The sequence below is a fragment of the Leisingera thetidis genome, assembly GCF_025857195.1.
GTDB classification, from domain to species: Bacteria; Pseudomonadota; Alphaproteobacteria; order Rhodobacterales; family Rhodobacteraceae; genus Leisingera; species Leisingera thetidis.
Genome location: NZ_CP109792.1, coordinates 55,390 through 75,049, shown reverse-complemented (window position 1 = coordinate 75,049; position 19,660 = coordinate 55,390). Strand labels below are relative to the sequence as shown.

Annotated in this window: 18 protein-coding genes; 17 read left to right on the top strand and 1 reads right to left on the bottom strand. The window is 60.3% G+C overall.

Annotated elements, in window-relative coordinates:
• Positions 1–26: 26 nt before the first annotated feature.
• From OKQ63_RS25195 to OKQ63_RS25185, 3 genes are read left to right on the top strand one after another with little or no spacing between them, the layout of a single operon-like run.
• Entirely contained in the window at positions 27–3,311 is a 3,285-nt protein-coding gene (locus OKQ63_RS25195) for a TM0106 family RecB-like putative nuclease (RefSeq protein WP_264214646.1), read from the top strand.
• Complete coding sequence (locus OKQ63_RS25190) at positions 3,272–6,538, top strand: DUF8426 domain-containing protein (RefSeq protein WP_264214645.1); 3,267 nt, start codon at positions 3,272–3,274, stop codon at positions 6,536–6,538. Before OKQ63_RS25195 ends, OKQ63_RS25190 begins: the two co-directional genes overlap by 40 nt.
• Positions 6,538–7,845, top strand: a complete 1,308-nt coding sequence (locus OKQ63_RS25185) for an McrC family protein (protein ID WP_264214644.1) — start codon at positions 6,538–6,540, stop codon at positions 7,843–7,845. The genes OKQ63_RS25190 and OKQ63_RS25185 overlap by 1 nt, the downstream gene beginning before the upstream one ends.
• 37 nt (positions 7,846–7,882) lie before the next feature.
• Here the strand turns inward: OKQ63_RS25185 and OKQ63_RS25180 are convergent, their stop codons facing one another.
• Entirely contained in the window at positions 7,883–8,161 is a 279-nt protein-coding gene (locus tag OKQ63_RS25180) for a hypothetical protein (protein WP_425427248.1), read from the bottom strand.
• Positions 8,162–8,355: 194 nt separating this feature from the next.
• Between OKQ63_RS25180 and OKQ63_RS25175 the strand changes: the two genes are divergently transcribed.
• From OKQ63_RS25175 to OKQ63_RS25110, 14 genes are read left to right on the top strand one after another with little or no spacing between them, the layout of a single operon-like run.
• Positions 8,356–8,682, top strand: coding sequence for a hypothetical protein (locus OKQ63_RS25175; RefSeq protein WP_264214643.1), 327 nt, complete (start codon positions 8,356–8,358; stop codon positions 8,680–8,682).
• The gene (locus OKQ63_RS25170) at positions 8,639–9,322 is read left to right on the top strand and encodes a lytic transglycosylase domain-containing protein (protein WP_264214694.1); all 684 of its coding nucleotides are present in this window, start codon (positions 8,639–8,641) and stop codon (positions 9,320–9,322) included. The genes OKQ63_RS25175 and OKQ63_RS25170 overlap by 44 nt, the downstream gene beginning before the upstream one ends.
• Positions 9,319–9,609 carry a TrbC/VirB2 family protein gene (locus OKQ63_RS25165; protein ID WP_054540759.1) on the top strand — a complete coding sequence of 97 codons (291 nt, stop codon included), beginning with the start codon at positions 9,319–9,321 and terminating at the stop codon, positions 9,607–9,609. Before OKQ63_RS25170 ends, OKQ63_RS25165 begins: the two co-directional genes overlap by 4 nt.
• Before the next feature lie 9 nt (positions 9,610–9,618).
• The gene (locus OKQ63_RS25160; RefSeq protein WP_009574151.1) at positions 9,619–9,897 is read left to right on the top strand and encodes a VirB3 family type IV secretion system protein; all 279 of its coding nucleotides are present in this window, start codon (positions 9,619–9,621) and stop codon (positions 9,895–9,897) included.
• Complete coding sequence (locus OKQ63_RS25155) at positions 9,887–12,271, top strand: VirB4 family type IV secretion/conjugal transfer ATPase (RefSeq protein ID WP_264214642.1); 2,385 nt, start codon at positions 9,887–9,889, stop codon at positions 12,269–12,271. The genes OKQ63_RS25160 and OKQ63_RS25155 overlap by 11 nt, the downstream gene beginning before the upstream one ends.
• Positions 12,268–12,483: a hypothetical protein gene (locus tag OKQ63_RS25150; protein WP_264214641.1), complete on the top strand. Its 216-nt coding sequence runs from the start codon at positions 12,268–12,270 to the stop codon at positions 12,481–12,483. The genes OKQ63_RS25155 and OKQ63_RS25150 overlap by 4 nt, the downstream gene beginning before the upstream one ends.
• Before the next feature lie 4 nt (positions 12,484–12,487).
• Positions 12,488–13,654 (top strand): lytic transglycosylase domain-containing protein, encoded by a 1,167-nt coding sequence (locus tag OKQ63_RS25145; RefSeq protein ID WP_264214640.1) that lies wholly within the window; start codon positions 12,488–12,490, stop codon positions 13,652–13,654.
• Positions 13,651–14,448: a type IV secretion system protein gene (locus OKQ63_RS25140; protein ID WP_264214639.1), complete on the top strand. Its 798-nt coding sequence runs from the start codon at positions 13,651–13,653 to the stop codon at positions 14,446–14,448. Before OKQ63_RS25145 ends, OKQ63_RS25140 begins: the two co-directional genes overlap by 4 nt.
• 14 nt (positions 14,449–14,462) lie before the next feature.
• Positions 14,463–15,110, top strand: a complete 648-nt coding sequence (locus tag OKQ63_RS25135) for a VirB8 family type IV secretion system protein (RefSeq protein WP_264214638.1) — start codon at positions 14,463–14,465, stop codon at positions 15,108–15,110.
• The gene (locus OKQ63_RS25130) at positions 15,107–15,808 is read left to right on the top strand and encodes a TrbG/VirB9 family P-type conjugative transfer protein (protein WP_009574160.1); all 702 of its coding nucleotides are present in this window, start codon (positions 15,107–15,109) and stop codon (positions 15,806–15,808) included. Before OKQ63_RS25135 ends, OKQ63_RS25130 begins: the two co-directional genes overlap by 4 nt.
• A complete protein-coding gene (locus OKQ63_RS25125) occupies positions 15,805–17,130 on the top strand; it encodes a TrbI/VirB10 family protein (protein ID WP_264214637.1) in 1,326 nt (441 codons plus the stop codon). Before OKQ63_RS25130 ends, OKQ63_RS25125 begins: the two co-directional genes overlap by 4 nt.
• A gap of 1 nt (position 17,131) precedes the next feature.
• A complete protein-coding gene (locus tag OKQ63_RS25120; protein WP_264214636.1) occupies positions 17,132–18,166 on the top strand; it encodes an ATPase, T2SS/T4P/T4SS family in 1,035 nt (344 codons plus the stop codon).
• Between the two features lie 16 nt (positions 18,167–18,182).
• On the top strand, positions 18,183–18,602 hold the full coding sequence (locus OKQ63_RS25115) for a hypothetical protein (protein ID WP_264214635.1): 420 nt from the start codon (positions 18,183–18,185) through the stop codon (positions 18,600–18,602).
• On the top strand, positions 18,602–19,627 hold the full coding sequence (locus OKQ63_RS25110) for a TrbL/VirB6 family protein (protein WP_264214634.1): 1,026 nt from the start codon (positions 18,602–18,604) through the stop codon (positions 19,625–19,627). Before OKQ63_RS25115 ends, OKQ63_RS25110 begins: the two co-directional genes overlap by 1 nt.
• Positions 19,628–19,660: the final 33 nt, after the last annotated feature.

Below are 19,660 nucleotides of genomic sequence, written 5' to 3'. Positions count from 1 at the left end.
GCGCTCATTGATGATTGCTGGAACCCATGCGGAAAATTGACAACAAGATCCTTTTTTCGGCGACTGACCTGATGCGGTTCATGGGATGTACACATGCGACCGCGCTCGACTTATTGCGCCTTAGAGGCGAAGGGCCCACCCCGGGAGAAGACACAGAAGACGCCGCACTTCTGCAGAAGCAAGGAGATGCGCACGAGCTGGCGCATCTCGAACGTCTGAAGGCCGCGGGCAACAAAGTCGTGGAGATCGAACGGGGAAACATCGCCCAGGATTCCGAAACGACACGCGCGGCACTGCAAAGCGGTGCCGAGGTCGTCTTCCAAGGTGCATTTCTGTCTGGGAACTGGGGTGGATGGTCGGATTTTCTTTTGCGGGTGGATACGCCCTCGGCGCTTGGACCATTCAGTTACGAAGTGGCCGACACCAAACTGAAACGCCGACCGCATCCCAAGCATGTTCTGCAGCTCGTGCTCTACTCAGACCTTCTGACCGAAATTCAGGGTGTGCCTCCCGTGTTTGCGCATGTTGAACTCGGGACAGGCGAGCGTGCAACGCTGCGGCTGGCAGATTACGCACATTACGCTCGAGCAGCCCGTGCGCGGCTTGAGGCTTTCGTGGCGGAACCGGCCACCACGCGGCCTGTGCCTTGCGCCGACTGCGGACTGTGTCGTTGGGCAGATCACTGTGCCGATGTATGGGCGAAGGAGGACAGCCTCTTCAATGTGGCGAATGTCACGAAGGGCCAGGTCAAGAAGCTTGAAGCAGCTGGTATCAAGAGCATGGCGGAGCTGGCGGCGCTCGCCCAACCAGTACGCGGCATGTCCGAGAACACTCGGTTGCGACTGGTCACGCAAGCGCGTCTGCAGCATGACCGGAAGACTGGCGGACCAACGTTCGAATTGAGGGCGCCTGAACCTGGCAAAGGCTTTGACCTGCTGCCAGAACCACAGCCTGGCGACGTCTTCTATGACATCGAAGGAGATCCACACTTCGAAGGCGGACTGGAATACCTGCATGGGCTCTGGTTTGACGGGCAATTTCTAGCGTTCTGGGCGCATGATCACAGGGCCGAGGCCCAAGCTTTGAGCGATTTACTGGCATTCTTCCGCGCAAGACTGGAAGAGCATCCTAAAGCGCGCATCTATCACTATGCCCCTTATGAAATCACGGCTCTCAAGCGGCTGACGACCAAATATGGAATCGGCGAAGCCTTTCTCGATCGGCTTCTACGCGAGCGCCGTTTTGTCGATCTGTTCGCCGTCGTGCGTGGAGGACTGATTGGTTCGGAGCCAAACTATTCGATCAAATCGATGGAAGCTTTTTACGACCGAAAGCGCGACGGAGAGGTCAAAACAGCGGGTGGTTCGGTCGTAGCATACGAAAGATGGCGCGAGATCGGCGATCAACACATCCTTGATGAAATCGAGGACTACAACCGTATTGACTGCATCTCGACCGAAGAGTTGCGAGACTGGCTGGTTGGCATCCGCCCGGCAGGACCGTGGCCATCGATTGGCCAAGACGCGGCTCCAAAAGAAGCTGAGGAAGACGCAGAGACAAGGGCGCTCCGCGAGCGGATTGCCGCTTCTGCTTTGCCGGAAAAGCGGCAGGATCTACTGTTCAATCTGGGTCTTTTTCACAGGCGCGAGGTCAAACCTGCGCAATGGGCCGTTTTTGACAGCGCCGCGAAAGACGAAGATGACCTCATCGACGATTTGGACGCCCTAGCTGGGCTGGAAGCGATTTCCGCTGTCGAGCCGGCAAAGCGTTCGTTTGCACGCCGCTACCGCTTTCCAGTGCAAGAGACAAAACTGCGGCCAGGAAAGAAAGCCACCGTTCCTGTTTTCGATGGCGCCCCGGTCTCTGTCAATATCGAGGAGATGGACCGGAGAAGACGCGAGATTACGGTCAAGGTCGGACCGGGAAAAGGCCACCTTTTGGAGGATCGCCTCTCTCTCCACCCCGATTGGCCGCTTGATACCAAGGTCATCGCAGCGGCTCTGCAGGACGTCATCGCCGATCAATGCACGGTCAAGTCCTACCGGGCCGTAGATGATCTTCTATGCAGAGCGGCGCCGCGGCTGACTACTGGGGCGCTGTCGCCGGTTGAGGACCCAGTCATAGGCACGATTGATGCCGTCGGCGCGATGGATCAAACGGTTTTGCCTATTCAGGGCCCCCCGGGCACGGGCAAAACGTTCGTCACTGCCCGCGCGATCCTGTCTCTTGTCCGAAAAGGCGCGCGCGTAGGTGTCACATCGAACAGCCACGAGGCCATCCGCAACGTATTGATGGGGTGCCTAGGTGCGCTTGAAGACGAAGATCTGCCGATCACGCTGGATCTGATTCACAAGGTTTCCGGATCCGACGATGGCTACCCAGACGATTGTCCAATTCAACGCACTACAGATAACGCCGAAGCCGCAAGTGGCGGTCATGTCGTGGGCGGAACTGCTTTCTTTTTTGCGCGGGAAGAGAATGTGCAGGCATACGACTGGCTGTTCGTTGATGAGGCGGGGCAGGTTGGCTTGGCCAACATGGCTGCCATGGGGCGCTCTGCAAAAAGCATCGTGCTGGTTGGCGATCCGAGACAGCTTCCGCAAGTGATCCAAGGGGCACACCCTGAACCCGCAAATCTTTCCTGCCTGAACTGGATGCTGGGCGATCACGCAACAATTCCGCCTGACAGAGGGATTTTCCTTCCCGTCACGCGCCGGATGCATCCCGACGTCTGCCGTTTCATCTCCGATCAGGTCTACGAAGGTCGTTTGATCAGTCACGCAGATACGGTCCGCCAAGGCGTATCGGGAACCAGTTTCCCAGCTGCGGGTGCCTTTTGGGTGCCCGTGAACCATGAAGGCAATGCGCAGATCGCTTCCGAAGAGGTTGCCGCAATTCAGGACACGATTGACGACCTTCTGACGGGCACCTGGACTGAAAAAGACGGCACTGAGCGACCCATGCGCCGGTCTGACATCATCGTTGTGGCCCCCTACAACGCTCAGGTGAATGCCCTCCAAGATGCACTTCCCGATGACATTCGGGTCGGGACGGTCGACAAGTTTCAGGGGCAGGAAGCACCTGTATGCCTTGTCTCAATGACGGCATCTTCTGCCGAAGAGACATCACGAGGCATGGAGTTTCTGTTTTCGCTCAACCGTATCAATGTGGCGGTGTCGCGTGCCAAGGGCCTGGCCTTGGTCTTCGGCTCACCGCGCTTGCGCGAGGCCAAGTGCGATACCGTGGAACAAATGCAGCTGATCAACACGCTATGCGCGCTGAAAAGCTATCAACCAGAATCAACGAGATAGGGAAAATGGACTGGAGCAGTTTCACAAACCGCATCTCCGAACTTGAAACAAAGCGAAAGCCCTCGGCTAATCGCCGTGCAGTGTTTGAAGTCATTCGGAACTCGAAACTGCGGCCAAACCCGGATTACGATGCAAGCCTCTATCTTGGCCCACTGATCGATCCGCAGGGTCGGCCGCTCTGTCTCGAGTATACGAACGATCGCCCAAACCTCTGGTTTCACGAGAGTCATGTGCCTGCGCTGCGCGATGCCGGCCTGGAACCCAGCAGGAAGCCGCCGTCCGGAAGCGACAGTGAAGGTCGCCACAGCGGGCTCAAGTCGAAAGGTTTTCAAGACATAGACGCTTGGAAGCTTGGTGACCTCGATCCCGATAGGGCGCGCGCAGCTCTGACCGCTCTTGGCTTTGCGGGAGACTTTCAGCTCGACCCGACTGCCGTGAAGCGCTGGATAGAGCGTCTGCAACACTTCTTTCCAAGCCTCGATCGCTTCGATCGCCCGGATCCAGATTTTGATGAAGCAGAACGAAACTACAAACTGGCAACGATCAACAAGCTGCGCCCGGCCCTGGAAAGCGCAGGCGATGACAGCTCGATTACAGAAGCCGTTTTCACCGCCGCGACTGACTCTAACAACCTTTTGGATTGGCGCACGAGCGAACCTCTAAGTCCAAAGAGCAACGCTGATCACGGGCTTCTCGATCCCGCCGTTGCGTCGCTTGTACGTGCTGCACTTAGATCACCGGAAGAACATGCGGCGGCGCTCGACATCTTCGCAGGCATTTGGAAAGAGGCCGTGCCGAAAGGCACGGAAGACGCGGCGAGGCAGATCGGTGAGTTCATTTTCTTTCATCTATGGCCAGATCAGGCAGTCTACATCCGGCATACGGTTAGGCAGGATCTATGGCGCGAAGCAGTAGGAACACCATTCCCGAAGCATTCAACGCTTGCCGAGACCTACGCGGATGAGATGCGCTTTATGAAGGCAGTACGTCACGCATTCGAAGAGCGCGGCCTCGCACCTCGAGATATGATCGACGTTCAAAGTGCGCTTTGGGTCGTCCATAACTATGCGATGGAGGAAGGCGCAAAAGGCCACGCACTCGATCGAGCCCAGATTGAAGCCGCGATGGACGCATACGACAGCTACCGTGCGAACGGAGCTCATAGCGATATCTTTGGTGCCTTCGGTGAGCCACGCGACTATTGGGTCCGGTCATCGCGTGAGCGCGGAAACCGCGTTTATCCGACCAAACCGCTAATTGGCTTCATTCTGGGCAAGACAGAACTAAACGGTGGCTGGGGACAGAAGGCGGATGCTGCTGCGCGTCTTCACAACGCCGGTTACATCATCGTCGACCAAAACGATCAGCCCACCGAGCGCCCTGAGCGGTACGAACACCTAATGGAAGGTGCCGACCGGATCAGGCTCTGCGCCCTGAACTATTTCATCGAACCTGCCCGGGAAAAGTCGGCCAGGGAGGTCTCCATCCGCGCAGGAGACCTTTCTGCGGGAATCGGGTTGAAAGACGCGTTCCCGAACATCTGCCAGGCACTTGGTGGTGAAAAATTCCAGAAACTTGCGCAAGTACCACCGCCCACGAGCACCGAACCAAATCCAAGCAGTTCGACCGTTTTCACCTATACGCTAAATTCCCAACCGGAGGCGGACACCGTGACCGACACAAAAAAAGCGCCCTCGCCATCCGCCGTAAACTTGATCCTCTATGGCCCGCCGGGCACGGGCAAGACGTATCAGACGGCATGGGAGGCCGTCCGGCTGTGCTTGGGTGACGAGGCTACTGCTGCACTAAATGGACAAGATGGCCGAGCAGAGCTCATGAGCACGTACCGCAGCCTTGTGAGCGAGGGGCGCATCGAATTCGTGACTTTCCACCAGTCTATGTCCTACGAGGAGTTCATCGAGGGACTGCGACCGACTACGGATCAGTCCGAGGACAGCTCGGCGGGTACCGGGTTCCGGCTGGAGCCCGCACCCGGCATATTCAGGCGCATCTCGGAGCGTGCGGAGAAGGGCGTGCCGACAGTACCGCGAGAGAACGTCGTTTCCCTCGACGGGCGGCAGGTCTTCAAGATGTCGATCGCGCGCGCCAACGTGGCCGCGGAGGACTACCTGTTCGAGGAAGCCATCTCCGAGGGGCACACGCTCCTCGGCTGGGAGGACATCGACTTCTCCGACGACAGGTTTTCCGATGTCGAGGAGATACTGGAGGCTTGTCGTACCCATGGCGAGCGCGAAGGCGAGGTTACTCTCCAGTCGGGCCAAGTGAGCCAGGTGGACGTTTTCCGCAATCAGTTGGACGTGGGAGACATCATCGTTGTCACCAAGGGCAACCGACTGTTCCGGGCCATCGGCGAAATCACGGGGGAGTACCAATACCGGCAGCGGGACAACCGGAAATACTGCCACAGGCGGTCCGTGCGATGGCTCTGGGTCGACAGAGATGGGGTTCCTGCCTCCGAGATCTACGATAGCAATTTCACCATGAAGTCGATCTATGCCCTTGATCGGGCCCGCCTCGATACTGTTGCCATCGAAAGCTACATGAATAGCGGCGGCGAACCGATCCATCGGGAGGCAAGACCGCATGTCCTCATAATCGACGAGATCAACCGGGCAAACATCTCGAAGGTCTTCGGCGAGTTGATCACGCTTCTCGAGCCCGACAAGCGGCTCGGGACGGACAACGAGATCCGCCTCACGCTTCCCTATTCCAAGAAGTCCTTTGGCGTGCCTCAGAACCTCCATGTCATCGGTACGATGAACACGGCCGATCGCTCCATCGCGCTGTTGGACACAGCACTACGCCGCCGGTTTTCTTTCAAGGAACTGATGCCCGACCCTTCGGTTTTGTCGGACAACGTTGATGGGGTCGATCTGCAAAAACTGCTGTCTACGATCAACGAGCGAATCGAGTATCTGTTCGACCGGGAGCATCAAATCGGGCACGCGTACTTCACAGGCTGCCAGACGCGGGCGGATATTGAGAGCGTCATGCGAGACAAGGTGATCCCGCTTCTGGCTGAGTATTTCTATGAGGACTGGTCCAAGGTCGCAGCTGTTCTTGGCGACTCTACTCACGGTCCCGCCCGCTTCCTCGATGCCAAACAAATTGCGGTACCCGGAGGCATGACTGAAGACGACTTTTCTAGCGAAAAACTGCGGTGGACGGTCAAAGACAAATTCGACTTCTCGGAGTTTGCGGCCTGATGCCGGCCTTCACCCTGCGCGAATGGGAAACGTTGCCCCACGGCGAAGGGGACGGCTGCATTCCCGATCATTTTGCCGAGCGTCTCGCGACGCTCGCCAGAGCATCGACCTTTGCAGGAAGGGGTGGAGGCGGAGTGCTTGAGGATCGGCGCCATGAACTGCGGGCGCGTGGCGTTGTCGGGGTCCTGGCAACCGATGGCTGCAGCCTTGAAATTCTTCCCAAGATCGATGTCGAAGGGCAAGGAGGCGAAGCAAGAAAGAATGCTGCCATTCGCAAGCGTCTTGTTCACATGCTTGCAGTCGCACTGGACCTAAAAATCGAGACAGGCCAGATCACAGAGCTTGACTGGCAGCGCGAAACGCTTCTGGAAATTCTCATCCGCATTTTCTGCAGCAAGCTGACCGATGCCGTTCGTCGCGGCATGCCGCGGCGATATATTGTCCAAGAGGATGACCTTGCAGCGTTGCGCGGGACGCTCAATCTGCCTCGTCAATTTACTCGTCACGCAGCGAACCCCTCACGGCTCGCTTGCAAATTTGATGAGCTGTCAGAAGACATCGCTCTGAACCGCATCATGAAAGCAACGGTCGCACATCTCTCCAGAATGTCGCGCAGTCCCGCCAATCAACAGCGTTTGCGCGAACTGGCTTTCGTCTACGCCGATATATCCGAAGTCGCTGTTCCTGCGCTGAAATGGAATGAGGTCATCATCGACCGGACAAACCGGGCGTGGCAGGAATTGTTCGGGATGGCGCAACTTTTTCTGCGTAATCGGTACCAAACGACGAGTGCCGGGGTGGGGCGGGGGACTGCACTCCTCTTTGAGATGAACGCACTTTTTGAGGAATATGTCGGCCGACTGATCACACGCGCTTTGGCACGCACGGAGTATCGGGTCTCTCTACAAGGCGGGAGACTATTCTGCCTGACATCGCTCGATGATGACCGCGCTGTGTTCCAGACGAAACCCGATATCCTGATCTGGCGTGCGGGGCAGGTTGTCCATGTGATCGACACGAAGTGGAAGCGGATTTCCTCCCGTATTGATGATCGAAAACAAGGAGTGTCCCAAGGCGACGTCTATCAGATGATGGCCTATGCGCACCTGTACAAAGCCCCGCGACTGACGCTGCTCTATCCGCATCACCAAGATCTTTCAGGATCGGAAGGTCTTCAGGCCCAGTTTCGGATATCAGGTCAGGAGACGATCATCGAGACGGCGAGCGTGGATGTCGCAGTTGGTGACGACATGATCGCCCGCTTGAAAAACATCATTGCGTTGGAGACTGACGGAGCGTTGGTCTAACGGTTGATTTCTACTGGCGGCACAAACCCGTAGTCGCTTACTCGAGAGCATTCAGGAACCTGGCGTAGTCATCACTGACCTCCCTCGCCTCAACAAAGGCGCGAGCGCGCTCGGCGTCGAGACAACGGAAGTAGTCCTGCACATCGGCAATGTAGGTCTCGAAATCACTTCTGATCAGATCGGCGTAGGCACGCATGTCTTCTTGCGACTGAGGCAAGAACGGTCGTTCGGGAGGTACGCAATCTGCTGCCGCGGCTATCGGCATGCTTCCAAGCAGGAACGCGAACAGCAACGGTGCGTTGCGCGCAATAAACAAGCGCAGGGCAAAACTCCTTTGCCGCCTTTAAGATTATCATTCTGTCGGCTATCACCGTTATCGGAGCAAGGCGAACTTCGTCAACACGTTATTATTGTCTTGCTATCATTAATGTTGTTTTGTATCGCTCACGGTGTTGCGACCCCGTGGGCCTGATACTGCACCCAGGCAGAACAAGGACCCAAGGGAAGGCCATGATAGAAGAAGCCCCGAATGTGGTTACAGAAGACGGACTGCGCGGCTTGCTCGCCGAGGGCTACTTCATTGAGGTGGTCTGCAAGGAGAGAGCAGAGAAGCGCCATAACAGCTGGTACGGCTCGTGGGTCATCCGCGCCGTCGCCACTGATGGGCGTGACGATAAGATGCTCGTCACCAGCCGAAGCGTCCTCAAGCTCCGCGACTTCAAAACCATCGTTGGCCTTGTCAGTTTCCTGGCCGACATGGGCTGTACGACCGCTAGCATCCCACTTGAAGAAGGTGGCCGCGAGCGCCACGCCGCGCCTCCGGTCAAAGGCAGCTGACCGCGCGACTGCGCTCGTCGTTGCTTTGGGTACAGGCGTTTGTTCCGCGCCAACGGCCCTGGCCGACGGTTTCATCTTTTCGGTTGGCCCAGACGGCCAATTGATTTCCACTTCTCAAGAGGCAAACGGGCGCCTTTTTCTCTTCGCAGAACCTCGCGTTCCTGACGCAACGAGCGAGACAGCGATCCCGGCTCGATCCGCCGCCCGCGCCACCCCAGAAATCCTCCATGCGATCGAGACCACGGCTCTGCGGTATTCCGGGCATGGTGCGCTGCGTCGCGCAGGGCTTTCAGTCACTGATTGGGCGCTCCTTTACCGGGCCAATATCGAAGTCGAGAGCGCATACAATCCGGCTGCACGTAGCCCTGTCGGTGCCATAGGCCTTGGCCAGCTTATGCCGGATACCGCCCGCGACCTCGGCGTGGACCCACATGACATTGCGCAGAACCTCGACGGATCAGCCCGCTACTTGCTGATGATGCTCGAGCAGTTCGGCGAGGGCTCTCTGGCCCTTGCGGCGTACAACGCTGGCCCTGAGGCGGTCACACGCCACGGCGGCATCCCCCCTTTTCGAGAAACCCAAGGGCATGTGGCCCGTGTGACTGCCGTGTTTGAGCGGCTCAGAGGAGATCTTTCATGACATCGAGACCTTCGATCGTCGCGCTCGGCGCGATGGCCCTTATCGTGCTGGCGGGTCCAGCGCTTGCACAGAGCATCGACCTCTCGCCGGTACAGACCCTGCTTCAAGGAATTGTCGATGCGATCACCGGTCCCTTGGGGATCGTGATTGGCACGCTCGCACTGATCGGGGTGTTCCTTTCCTGGCTCTTTGGCATCCTCGACTTTCGTCAGGCGCTCTGGGTCGTGGTTGCAATCGCCGGCATCGCCGCAGCACCCACCATCGTCGCCGCCATCTGGACCACCTGAGCTCTATCCATGGCTGACCAGTCCCGCGTGTTCATCGGTCTTCTCAGGCCACCCAAGCTGATGGGCTTGCCGATCATGTACGCCATGGTCTGGCTCTTCGGCTCGACGCTTCTGTTCCTCTGGGTGCAGAGCTGGGTGGTGGCTGTGTTCGCGGGGCTGGCCTGGCCGGCGCTCTGGAAGGCCGCAGACTGGGATCCGAACTTCCTCGATGTCCTGGTGATCACCCTGCAGGAAACCCCGCCCACGACGAACCGCAAGCTGCACGGAGGCGACAGCTATGCCCCGTGATGGAATTGCCGATGAGGTTGAGATCGCCATCGATCCGCTGACCGCGCTACCCGCATGGGTCAAGGGCGAGAAGCGGCTCTCAATGATGCTGCCTTATGTGAGCCTCGTGAACGACCGAACGATCCGGACACGCGGCAACGAACTGATGCAGTGCATCCGCCTCGAAGGGGTGAACAGCACCACGAGCGAGGACGGGCATCTCGACCGGATCGGAGGGTTGCTGGCTGGCATCGTCGCGCAGGTGGGGACGGAGTTCTCCTTCTACCTGCACAAGGTGTCGAAAGCGGTCGATGTGAACCTGCCGCCCGTTCCGGGCGAAGGGTTTGCGGCTGCCGTCGACGAACGATGGCACGCGCATCTCGGCCGCGCGGGTTTGCGCGACAAGACGCTGACCCTGACGGTGCTGAAGCGACCTGAGACCGGCAGCCGCTTGCCGTTCGGACTTGCGGCGTCTCGCTCGCGACATGCGGCCGACACCACCCGCCGCTTGCGCAAGCTCGACGAGGTTGTGGGGTTTCTGCTGTCCTCCTTCGATGAGCTGAAGCCCCGCCTGCTGGCCGCAAGCACCGGCGAGCTTCTGGGCTTCCTCGGTTCACTCAACACGGGCGAGGAGCACCCGCTCTTCCCCCGGTCGGGCCTCGGTGTGGTCGCCGAGGACGTAGCCAATACGCGCGTCACCTTCCGCGGCACGACCATCGCACTCTCGGACGGTGCCGTCGGCGACAAGCTCGGGGCGATCTTTGCGGTGAAGAACTACCCGGCCAAGACCGATAGCCTGATGCTCGACGAGTTGAATCTGCCCGTCGACATGGTGGTCACGCACTCTTTTGTGCCGATCAACGCCAACATCATGGCGGGCCGGATCAAGCGGCAGCTGCGGCTAATGCAGGCCGCCAATGACGGAGCCGTCAGTCTCGCCCAGGAACTGGAACTCGCGCAGGACGATCTGGAATCCAAACGCCTGATCTTCGGCGAGCACCACATGACCGTGGCCGTCTATGCCCGCACCCAGACGGCGCTTGACGACATCGCGGCCGAAATCCGCAACATCTCCGCCACTTCCGGGATCAACCTGATTTCGGAAGCCTTCGGGGCGCGGGCGCATTTCATGGCGCAGCATCCCGGGAACACAGGGGCGCGCAGCCGCAAGGCCGCAATCACGAACCACAACTTCGCCGATCTCGCTACCTTCCACCGCACCCCGCTCGGAAAGACAGGGCGGGAAGCCCCCTGGGGCGTGCCGATCACGCTCTTTCCGACACCCGAGCGCAGTGGTTTTCGCTTCAACTTCCACGAACAGGGCGCGCCAGATCGCGAGCCCACAGGTGGGCACACGCTGATCCTCGGCCGTCCCGGCTCCGGCAAATCCGTCCTGGCGGCTTTCCTGATGACCATGGCACGGCGGGCAGGTGCGCGGGTCTTCGTATTCGACTATCGCGCGGGCATGGAGATGGCCGTCCGCGCGCTCGGCGGCAGCTATTCGACCGTGCGGGCGGGGCGCCCCACGGGCCTCAATCCGCTCCAGACCGAGATCGACGCCCGCGGGCAGGCCTGGCTTGCCGACTGGCTTGCAAGCCTCCTCGAGCGCCGCGATCGACCGCTAACCCCGGTTCAGACCAACCGACTGCAGGAGGTCGTGCGCCAGAACGCGAGCGCAGGACATGCGGGGCTGCGGAACTGGTCGGATTTTGCCTCGCTGCTGGTCTCGACCGACGACGAGGGCGATCTCTTCGAGCGGATGCAGGAATGGACCGCCGAGGGCCGCTACGGCTGGATCTTCGGGGCCAATGCCGAGGACAGTTTCAGCATCGATGGCGACGTCGCAGGCTTTGACCTCACCGGCATCCTCGATTCCGAGAGCGAGCGGGAACGCATGGCGGTCCTGTCCTACCTCTTCCGCCGGGTCGAACGGGTGATTGAGGACCGTAAGCCCACCATCATCGTCATCGACGAGGCATGGAAAGCCCTCGACAACGCCTACTTCGCGGAGCGACTCAGCAACTGGCTGGTGACCGCCCGCAAGCAGAACGCCGTCGTCGTGATGATGACGCAATATGCCAGCCAGCTCGAGCGCACGCGCACCGGCAAGACCATCGTGGAAGCGGTGCCGACGCAGGTGCTCTTGCCCAACATTCGTGCTTCCGCCGCTGACTACGCGATGCTCGGCCTGACCGAGAAAGAGCTCGACGTGCTTCTAGGCGTCGGCTCGGCCTCGCGGCTCGCGCTTGTACGCGACGACCGTGGTTCCGTCGTGATCGATGCCGATCTCAGCGCGCTCGGCCCGCTCGTGACCATCCTTGGCGGAATGGAGAAGGGCGAAGCGCTTGTCGGCGCCGATTATCGCGAACGTCCTGATTTCTGGAGAGTGACATGACCCGTATCATCATTCGCAGCGTCGTGCTGCTCGGGCTCGGCCTGACCCTGACAGCCTGTGCGCAGCATAACCCCCCGCAAGCCAACTGCTTCAATTTTCGCGAGGCTCCTGCGCAGGCAGGAACTGCCACAGCCACGATCTCGACCATGGGGGCGGAGGTCACGCGCCGCGACACGGCCTGCGATTTTGTCCTCTTGGGTGCGAGCGGTTAAGCCAATGCGGACCTGGCTTCCTCTCTCGATGATCGGTTTTGCGCTGGCAGGTCCCACGGCGGGGCCAGCGGTCGCCCAGGGCGTGCCGACCTTCGACCTGCGCCTCTTCGCGGAGCGGCAGGCCATCCTTGAGCAGACCGATCGGGACCTGGCACTGCAGCAGGACCGGCTAAGCCGCGAGGAGGAACTGGCCGAAATCGAGCGCCAGCAACTCGCCTCCCTCGAAGGGCTGATGGATGCCATGTCGCTTGGCGCTGGAGACGTGGCCGGAACCGTGGCGGGGCTCGAGGCGGGGCAGGGGGCGGTAGACAACGTCGAAAGCGCGGCCGCCAGTCTTTATGCGCCCGAGGACACCAATCCAGCGGCAGCGCGGATGTTCGGCGATGCCAGGGAGGGGATCGAGGAGCTGATCATCCGCGCAGCACGCGACACCCATAGTCTGTCCGGGGTCGGCCGCGCAGGTCTTTCGCTCGTGCAATGGCGCTGTCTCTTGCAGGCGCTGATCTGGCAGGAAAGTCGTTTCCAGATTGGGGCACGCTCACCCGTGGGGGCCTTCGGACTTACCCAGATCATGCCCGGTACCGCGGGCGATCTTGGGATCTACCCGGCCTATTACGACGATCCCTATCTGCAGGTCACCGGCGGTGCGCGATACCTCTCACAAATGCTGAACATGTTCGATGGCAACATTATCCATGCGCTCGCCGCCTATAACGCCGGGCCGGGCAATGTGCAGGATTATGGCGGTGTGCCACCCTTCGCGGAAACCCAGCATTATGTCGTGGTGATTCCGCAGCAGTACAACAGCTACCTCGCGGCCGTAGGCGGCATCGATGCGCTCGGCACCATCGACCCTGTGCTCCTCGCCAACGCGAGTTTCAGCCTCTCGGCCCATGGCGCAGGGGTCTATGGCGACTATTCGCTGGTCTCGGTCCGCGCCGCCGCCCTGCGGGTTCAGGACATCATTACACGCATCAGTGAGACCGAGGATCTCCACGAGGCCATCGCGCTCAACACCTATGCCCGGGCAGAACTTGCCCGACTGGTCGCAATCCGAACCCGGATCAAGGCCGCCCGAACCGAGCCACTCAGCGCCGAGCAGATCGCCTTGGCGGCGGCCCAGGCTGCCGAGCGGCAATTCATGGATTTCAGTCAGGAGGATTTGCGTTGAATCTGCGCCTGCCCCGTTCCCTTTTCGCCGGTAGCATCGCTCTCGCGCTTGCACTCAATGTCACCGGACCTGCCGGGGCACAGGGTGTGCCCACTGTGGACACCCAGAACATTGCCCAGGAAATCCGCCAGCTTCAGCAGATGCTGCAGGATTTCGGGGTCCAGACGGATCTTCTGGACAATGCGTTGGAGCAACTGGACATGCTGCAAAGCCAACTCGATCAGCTGAACGAGATGTATGCCTCGCTCACCGGGCCGCGCAGCATCCTCGGGCTTGCCATGGGCGGGGACCTCGACACCTTGCTTGAGGCCAACTTCGAAGACATCCCCGGCCTGATCCGAGGCATCCAGGGGGGCGATTGGAGCGCGCTCATCGGGCCCAATGCCGGGCCCATGCGCACGCAGATGGAACAGGCGCTGGCAAGTGCCGGGTTCGACGAGGATTCACTCCGCGAGATCGCCACCAGCGGCAATCCGGGCGCCGAAGGCGTGGCCACGCGGGCAACCACAGGTGCTGTGATGTCGGCGGCGGCGCAGAACAGCCACGCAGAGGCGGAACAGTCTCTCGAACGGGTGGAACGTCTGGTCGAGATGATCCCGGACATGGAAGATCTCAAAGCCTCGATGGATCATAACACGCGCGTCACGGCAGAACTCGCCATCGCCATGACACGGATGTGGGAGCTGGAAGCGATCCAGACCCTCGGCTCAGGCAATACAGGCGTGGTTGACGCCGCCACGGTTGCCGAAGAACGCCGCTACATGGACTTCACCTTGCCGGATCTTGAGCCATGAGTGGGGCAGGGGGGATGACTGCGCGCGAGCTCGTGGAAGAGGAACTTGTCTACGGTGCCCTGCGCCGGGAGCAGCTTTGGCGGGTGATCGGCCTTTCCGGGGCAGGTTTTGGCGTGTTCGGCTGTCTGACGGCTGCGGCTGTCGCGCTGATGGTCGAGACGCCGCCTCCCGTGGTTGTGCCCTACGATCCCGCGACCGGGATGGCGCTCCCCAATGCCACGGTTGAAACCGTGTCGCTCGCCGAACGGCCTGCCGTGATCGAAGCGCAAATCTACCGCTACATTTTCGACCGCGAAACCTACAACCAGCTCGACAACGATCTTCGTGTCCGCCGTGTCCTGGCACAGTCTTCCGGATCGGCCGAGGCCAGCATGCGCGGGATGTGGACATCGGGGCAGGACAGCTATCCGCCGACGCGTTACGGGGCTGCGGCCGAGATGGCTGTCGAGATCGCATCGATCACCCTTATTGGCGAAAACCGCGCCCAGGTGCGGCTCAAAAAGCGCCTGACCAGCCCTCAGGGGGTACAGGATGGATCGTTCACTGCCACGTTGATGTTCGAATTCCGGCCCGAGCGGACCCGCGCGATCGACGATGTTTGGCAAAACCCTTTCGGTTTCACCGTTACCCAATATGCCATCCGATCGGACCGTTCCGAATGACTCGCACTCCAATCTCTGCGCTGCTGGCCGCCAGTATTCTCGCGTTCGCGGGAACGACTGCTTTGGCCGAAACTACGCCCCGCCCAGGTTCTCATGACAATCGCGTGCGCGTCGCGACCTGGACTGAAGGCCAGGTTTACCGTGTCGTCACGACTCTGACCCGCGTCACCACAGTCGAATTCGGTGAGGGTGAAACCATCCGCTCGATCATCGCCGGCGATACGGTCGGGTTTCAATTCGACGGTGTCCCGGGTGGCCGTGCCTTCGCCATCAAGCCGACAGCATCTGGCGTCGCCACCAACATCACCGTCTACACCAACCGTCGCTCCTACTACTTCCATGTCGTCGAAGCCCGGGAGACGCCGCATTATGTCGTGCAGTTCCGCTATCCTGAAAACCGCGTGCAACCCACCAGGGCGGTTGCGGCCGATGCGCCGAACGCGAACTATGCGGTCAGTGCCCGAGAAGAGTTCACGCCGACGGCCATCTGGGATGATGGTACCTTCACGTATTTCCGGTTCGCACGGAATGCGCCGGTGCCCGCCATCTTCCGATATTCGAACGGCAGGGAACGCGCGGTGAACAGCCAGGCCTTGAGTGACGGCGTCATCCGCGTGTCCGGCGTCAACCGGCAATGGGTCCTTCGCCTCGGCGAAGAGGTGATTTGCGTCCAGGACGCAGGACAGGCCACATCATGACCGAAGGTACGGAAGACCTCGCCGCGCGCCTCGCGGCTCTCGAAGGTTCGACAGGCAAAGCGAAGGCAAACAAGCGGCCTGCACCGCTTGCCGCGATCCTTGGAGTCGTCGGCATCGCCGCAGCAGGTGGTCTGGCGTGGGCTGCCCTACAGCCGTCGGCAGAAGCACCAATGGCGACCGCCGCGCCGGAGGAGTTCCAGAGCAGCGGCCCCGGATTCGGAGATCTGGCGCCGATTTCTACCCCGGAGCCCAGCCAAGCCCCGCCTGCGGACACAGGTCCGAGCGAGTCTGAACTCGCGCTGATGGAAAGTCTTGCGACATTGAGAGCGGAACTCGAGGAACTGCGCGCAAGACCGGCCGAGGCCGCGGATAGCGGGGCGGAGCAGGCTATTGCGGACCTGACGGCGCAAATTGCCACCTTACAGGAAGCATCCGCCGAGGCTCAGCGTGCCCTCGAGCGGCAGCTGACCGAGCGGTACCGCGAATTGGATCAGCTCCGCATGGACTTGGAACTTGCACGGCTTGCACCACCAGAGCCGACCTCATTGGGACCAAGTGAAGAAGAATTGCGGCTGGCCGAACTCGAAAGGCGGCGCGCTGCTGAAGCTGAGGCCCGCGCAGAGCGTATCGCGTCTCCTATGATCGCGTTCTCCGGGATGGGCGCGGGTGCGGATAGGGAGAACACGCTGGAAGCCGCACGTTTGAATGCAGATGAAGCCTTTGTTCGTTCGGGCGCACAACCTGCGCAGGTGACACGTGCCGAAGTGATCGCGAACCCATCGAACACGGTTGTTCAGGGCACCATGATTCAGGCTGTGACAGAGACGGCTCTCGACAGCACACTGCCCGGCGCGATCCGCGCCATCGTCTCGGAAGACGTCCATTCTTTCGATGGAACCCGTATCCTGATCCCGCGCGGCGCGCGGCTGATCGGGCGCTACCGCTCCGATGTCGCACTCGCCCAATCGCGCGTCATGGTGGCATGGGACCGGATCATCTTGCCCGACAATCAGACCGTGCAGATCAGCGCCTTCGGTGGAGACGAACTCGGCCGTACTGGCACCACCGGGTTTGTCGACACCCGTTTCGCGCAACGCTTCGGCTCGGCCGCGCTGATCTCCTTGATCGGCGCCCTGCCTGCGGCTGCAGCGGGTCAAATCGACAGCGAGGTGGCGGCCGATGTTGCGAGTGATGTCGGCACCGACCTGCGCGATAGCACGCAAAGCGTGATGCAGGACTATCTGGCGATCCGGCCAGTGATACATGTCGATCAGGGTACACGGATCACGGTCATGGTCGATCGTGACCTCGAGATTTTCTGACATGGCTGCAAGTTATCTGGAAGCGTCGCTCGACCGTTTCGGCCCCGAGGTCCTGCGCGACGACACGATCGAGATCTGCATCAATCCCGACGGACAAGTCTGGGGCGAATTCCAGGGCGATCACTTCATGCGAGGTCTCGGCAGCCCGCTGAGCCAGACCGAGATCAAGGACCTCGGCAACCAGATCGCCTCGGCCGCCTCGACGACGCTCAGCACGAAGAAGCCCATTGTCTCGGTCTCGATCCTATATCGAGATCGCCCGATCCGCGCGCAGGTGATCCAGCCGCCGGCAGTCGAGGGCGGGTTTTCAATATCGTTGCGGTTCTTCTCCTCCCTGCCGCTGGAGGCAATCCGGCTCGGCTTCCTCTATGGAAAGGAGCGCAGCCTCGAATGTCTGCGGCGCGAACGAAACGCCGCGCTGCGCAATGTGGTTGCCTCCGGCGACATCGACGCCGCGCTGCGCTTCTGCGTCGAGAACAAGCTCAACATGATCGTTTCGGGCGGTACATCGACCGGCAAGACGGTCGCGGCGCGCAAGATCCTTTCACTGATCCCGCCCGAAGAGCGGATCATCACCATCGAGGAGGCGGCCGAGCTGCGCCCCGAGCAGCCCAATGCCGTGACGTTGATCGCGGACCGGGACACGGATGCCCGCGGTGCCGATGTGCTCTTGGCCTCAACGCTTCGCATGCGACCTGACCGGATCGTCCTAGGCGAAGTCCGCGGGCGCGAGGCGATGACGTTTCTCGAGGCAATCAACACCGGCCACGGTGGATCGCTGACTACGCTCCATGCCGAGACTCCACAACTTGCTGTTCGCCGCCTCGCCATCGCCGCCCTGAAAACCGATGTGCCGATGACCTATGCCGACATGATCGATTATATCGAGGGCTCAATCGACGTGATCATTCAGGCAGGCCGCCATGAAGGCGCGCGCGGAATCACCGAGTTCTTCCTGCCGGGTCAAACCACAGATTTGAACCTCGACACGGTCGACGGCAGAGGCAACAAGAGCCCCTCCGTTGCCGCTGAGTAAAAAAGGACCCCCCCAGATGCGAAAACCAATCCTCGCAGTTATGCTTGCCGCCCTTGCGGGCCCACTTGTGGCGCAGACTTCGCCTCCGATCTCAAACGATCTCACGGTCGATATGTCGCCTCAACAGTACCGGATCTGCAACGATCGTCCGGCGCGCCCGACTTGGATGGACGAAATCAATCCGCGGGAAGCCTACAAGGCGCTGACGTTGATGCGTCTCTACGAGTTGCGGTCATGGGAGGCGATCAACGAAAGTGGCGATTGCGGCTGTGATGTGCGCTTCCCGTCTTGGGATGCCGCTTCGACCGAGTACGAGGAACAGTTCGCGAGCAACACCCAAGCGGAGCACACTCAAGCCCAATTGGCCCTCCGCAACGAACAGAACCAGATCGCCCGCGCCGTCCAGGATATCTGCGAAGCGCAAGGCAACTGGTAATGAGCATCGTCAGCTGGATGGTTGGAACCGCCGACGGCTTCCTCGCCGATGCGGCCGAGTCCCAGTTCGGGGCCGTGGCGAGCAATACCGGCACGATCGTCCTGCTGATGGTCACGCTTTCGCTGATCGGCGTCTGCATCAACATGGCATTCCAGTTCCGCAGCATGGATGGGGCAAGTTTCTTCTGGTACCTGATCAAGCTGATGCTGATAGGGGTCTTCGCTTTCAACTGGGCCAACTTCAACGCTGTCGCAAATGCAGTCATTGGTGGGCTCGACTATGTGGCGGGCGCACTGATTTCATCAGTCGGGGGCGGCGGGGCGGGCGCTACCTATTTCGCAGCCGAATTCGACCGACTGATTACAGAGTTCAGCCAATACCTTAACGCTATCGGCAACAACCTCAACTGGATGACCGGAGCGATCCTCGGCGGCATTGGCCTGGTGCTCCTCAGCCTTCTCGGCTTCATGACCGGCATCGTACTCATCTTCGCCAAGATGATGCTGACACTCATGCTTGGCCTCGCTCCGATCATGATCGCACTGTCGCTCTTTGACGCGACCAAGGATTTCTTCCACAGATGGGTCTCGACGACAGTCAGCTATGCCTTCTACCCCATCGTAATCGCAGCAATGTTCTCTACCGTCGTCGGCATGGCGAATTCGCTGCTAGCCCAGCTCGGTGATCCGAACTCGGCAACCAACATCGGATCGCTCGTGCCGTTCTTCGTCATGGTTTTCCTGGCCAAAGGATTTGTAGCAGCAACACCCCTGATCGTTCGCGGCATCTCGGGAAACCTAATGGTGGTGGCGGCACCGGCGATCGTCAGCGGGTCCGCAGGGGTACTGCGAGGGCTGGCTAACACATCTGGTGTCCAGGGCAGGGCGCGGATAGGGGCGCTCACGACGGGTGAGGCGATTGGACGTGGAACTGTACACGCTCCTGCTGCGGTAAAGAGCGCCGCGGCGACGGCGAGCGCGCAGGTGGTCAGGATGGCCGAGAGGGCAAAGCGATTGGGAAGATAAGCATAGAGAGAATTGCTCTAGTTCTGTGCTTTG

Excerpts from the sequence above, each read along its gene's own strand:
- OKQ63_RS25195 (WP_264214646.1), top strand. The coding sequence starts at position 27 with ATGCGGAAAATTGACAACAAGATCCTTTTTTCGGCGACTGACCTGATG.
- OKQ63_RS25190 (WP_264214645.1), top strand. The coding sequence starts at position 3,272 with ATGCGCGCTGAAAAGCTATCAACCAGAATCAACGAGATAGGGAAAATG.
- OKQ63_RS25185 (WP_264214644.1), top strand. The coding sequence starts at position 6,538 with ATGCCGGCCTTCACCCTGCGCGAATGGGAAACGTTGCCCCACGGCGAA.
- OKQ63_RS25175 (WP_264214643.1), top strand. The coding sequence starts at position 8,356 with ATGATAGAAGAAGCCCCGAATGTGGTTACAGAAGACGGACTGCGCGGC.
- OKQ63_RS25165 (WP_054540759.1), top strand. The coding sequence starts at position 9,319 with ATGACATCGAGACCTTCGATCGTCGCGCTCGGCGCGATGGCCCTTATC.
- OKQ63_RS25160 (WP_009574151.1), top strand. The coding sequence starts at position 9,619 with ATGGCTGACCAGTCCCGCGTGTTCATCGGTCTTCTCAGGCCACCCAAG.
- OKQ63_RS25155 (WP_264214642.1), top strand. The coding sequence starts at position 9,887 with ATGCCCCGTGATGGAATTGCCGATGAGGTTGAGATCGCCATCGATCCG.
- OKQ63_RS25150 (WP_264214641.1), top strand. The coding sequence starts at position 12,268 with ATGACCCGTATCATCATTCGCAGCGTCGTGCTGCTCGGGCTCGGCCTG.
- OKQ63_RS25145 (WP_264214640.1), top strand. The coding sequence starts at position 12,488 with ATGCGGACCTGGCTTCCTCTCTCGATGATCGGTTTTGCGCTGGCAGGT.
- OKQ63_RS25135 (WP_264214638.1), top strand. The coding sequence starts at position 14,463 with ATGACTGCGCGCGAGCTCGTGGAAGAGGAACTTGTCTACGGTGCCCTG.
- OKQ63_RS25130 (WP_009574160.1), top strand. The coding sequence starts at position 15,107 with ATGACTCGCACTCCAATCTCTGCGCTGCTGGCCGCCAGTATTCTCGCG.
- OKQ63_RS25125 (WP_264214637.1), top strand. The coding sequence starts at position 15,805 with ATGACCGAAGGTACGGAAGACCTCGCCGCGCGCCTCGCGGCTCTCGAA.
- OKQ63_RS25120 (WP_264214636.1), top strand. The coding sequence starts at position 17,132 with ATGGCTGCAAGTTATCTGGAAGCGTCGCTCGACCGTTTCGGCCCCGAG.
- OKQ63_RS25115 (WP_264214635.1), top strand. The coding sequence starts at position 18,183 with ATGCGAAAACCAATCCTCGCAGTTATGCTTGCCGCCCTTGCGGGCCCA.
- OKQ63_RS25110 (WP_264214634.1), top strand. The coding sequence starts at position 18,602 with ATGAGCATCGTCAGCTGGATGGTTGGAACCGCCGACGGCTTCCTCGCC.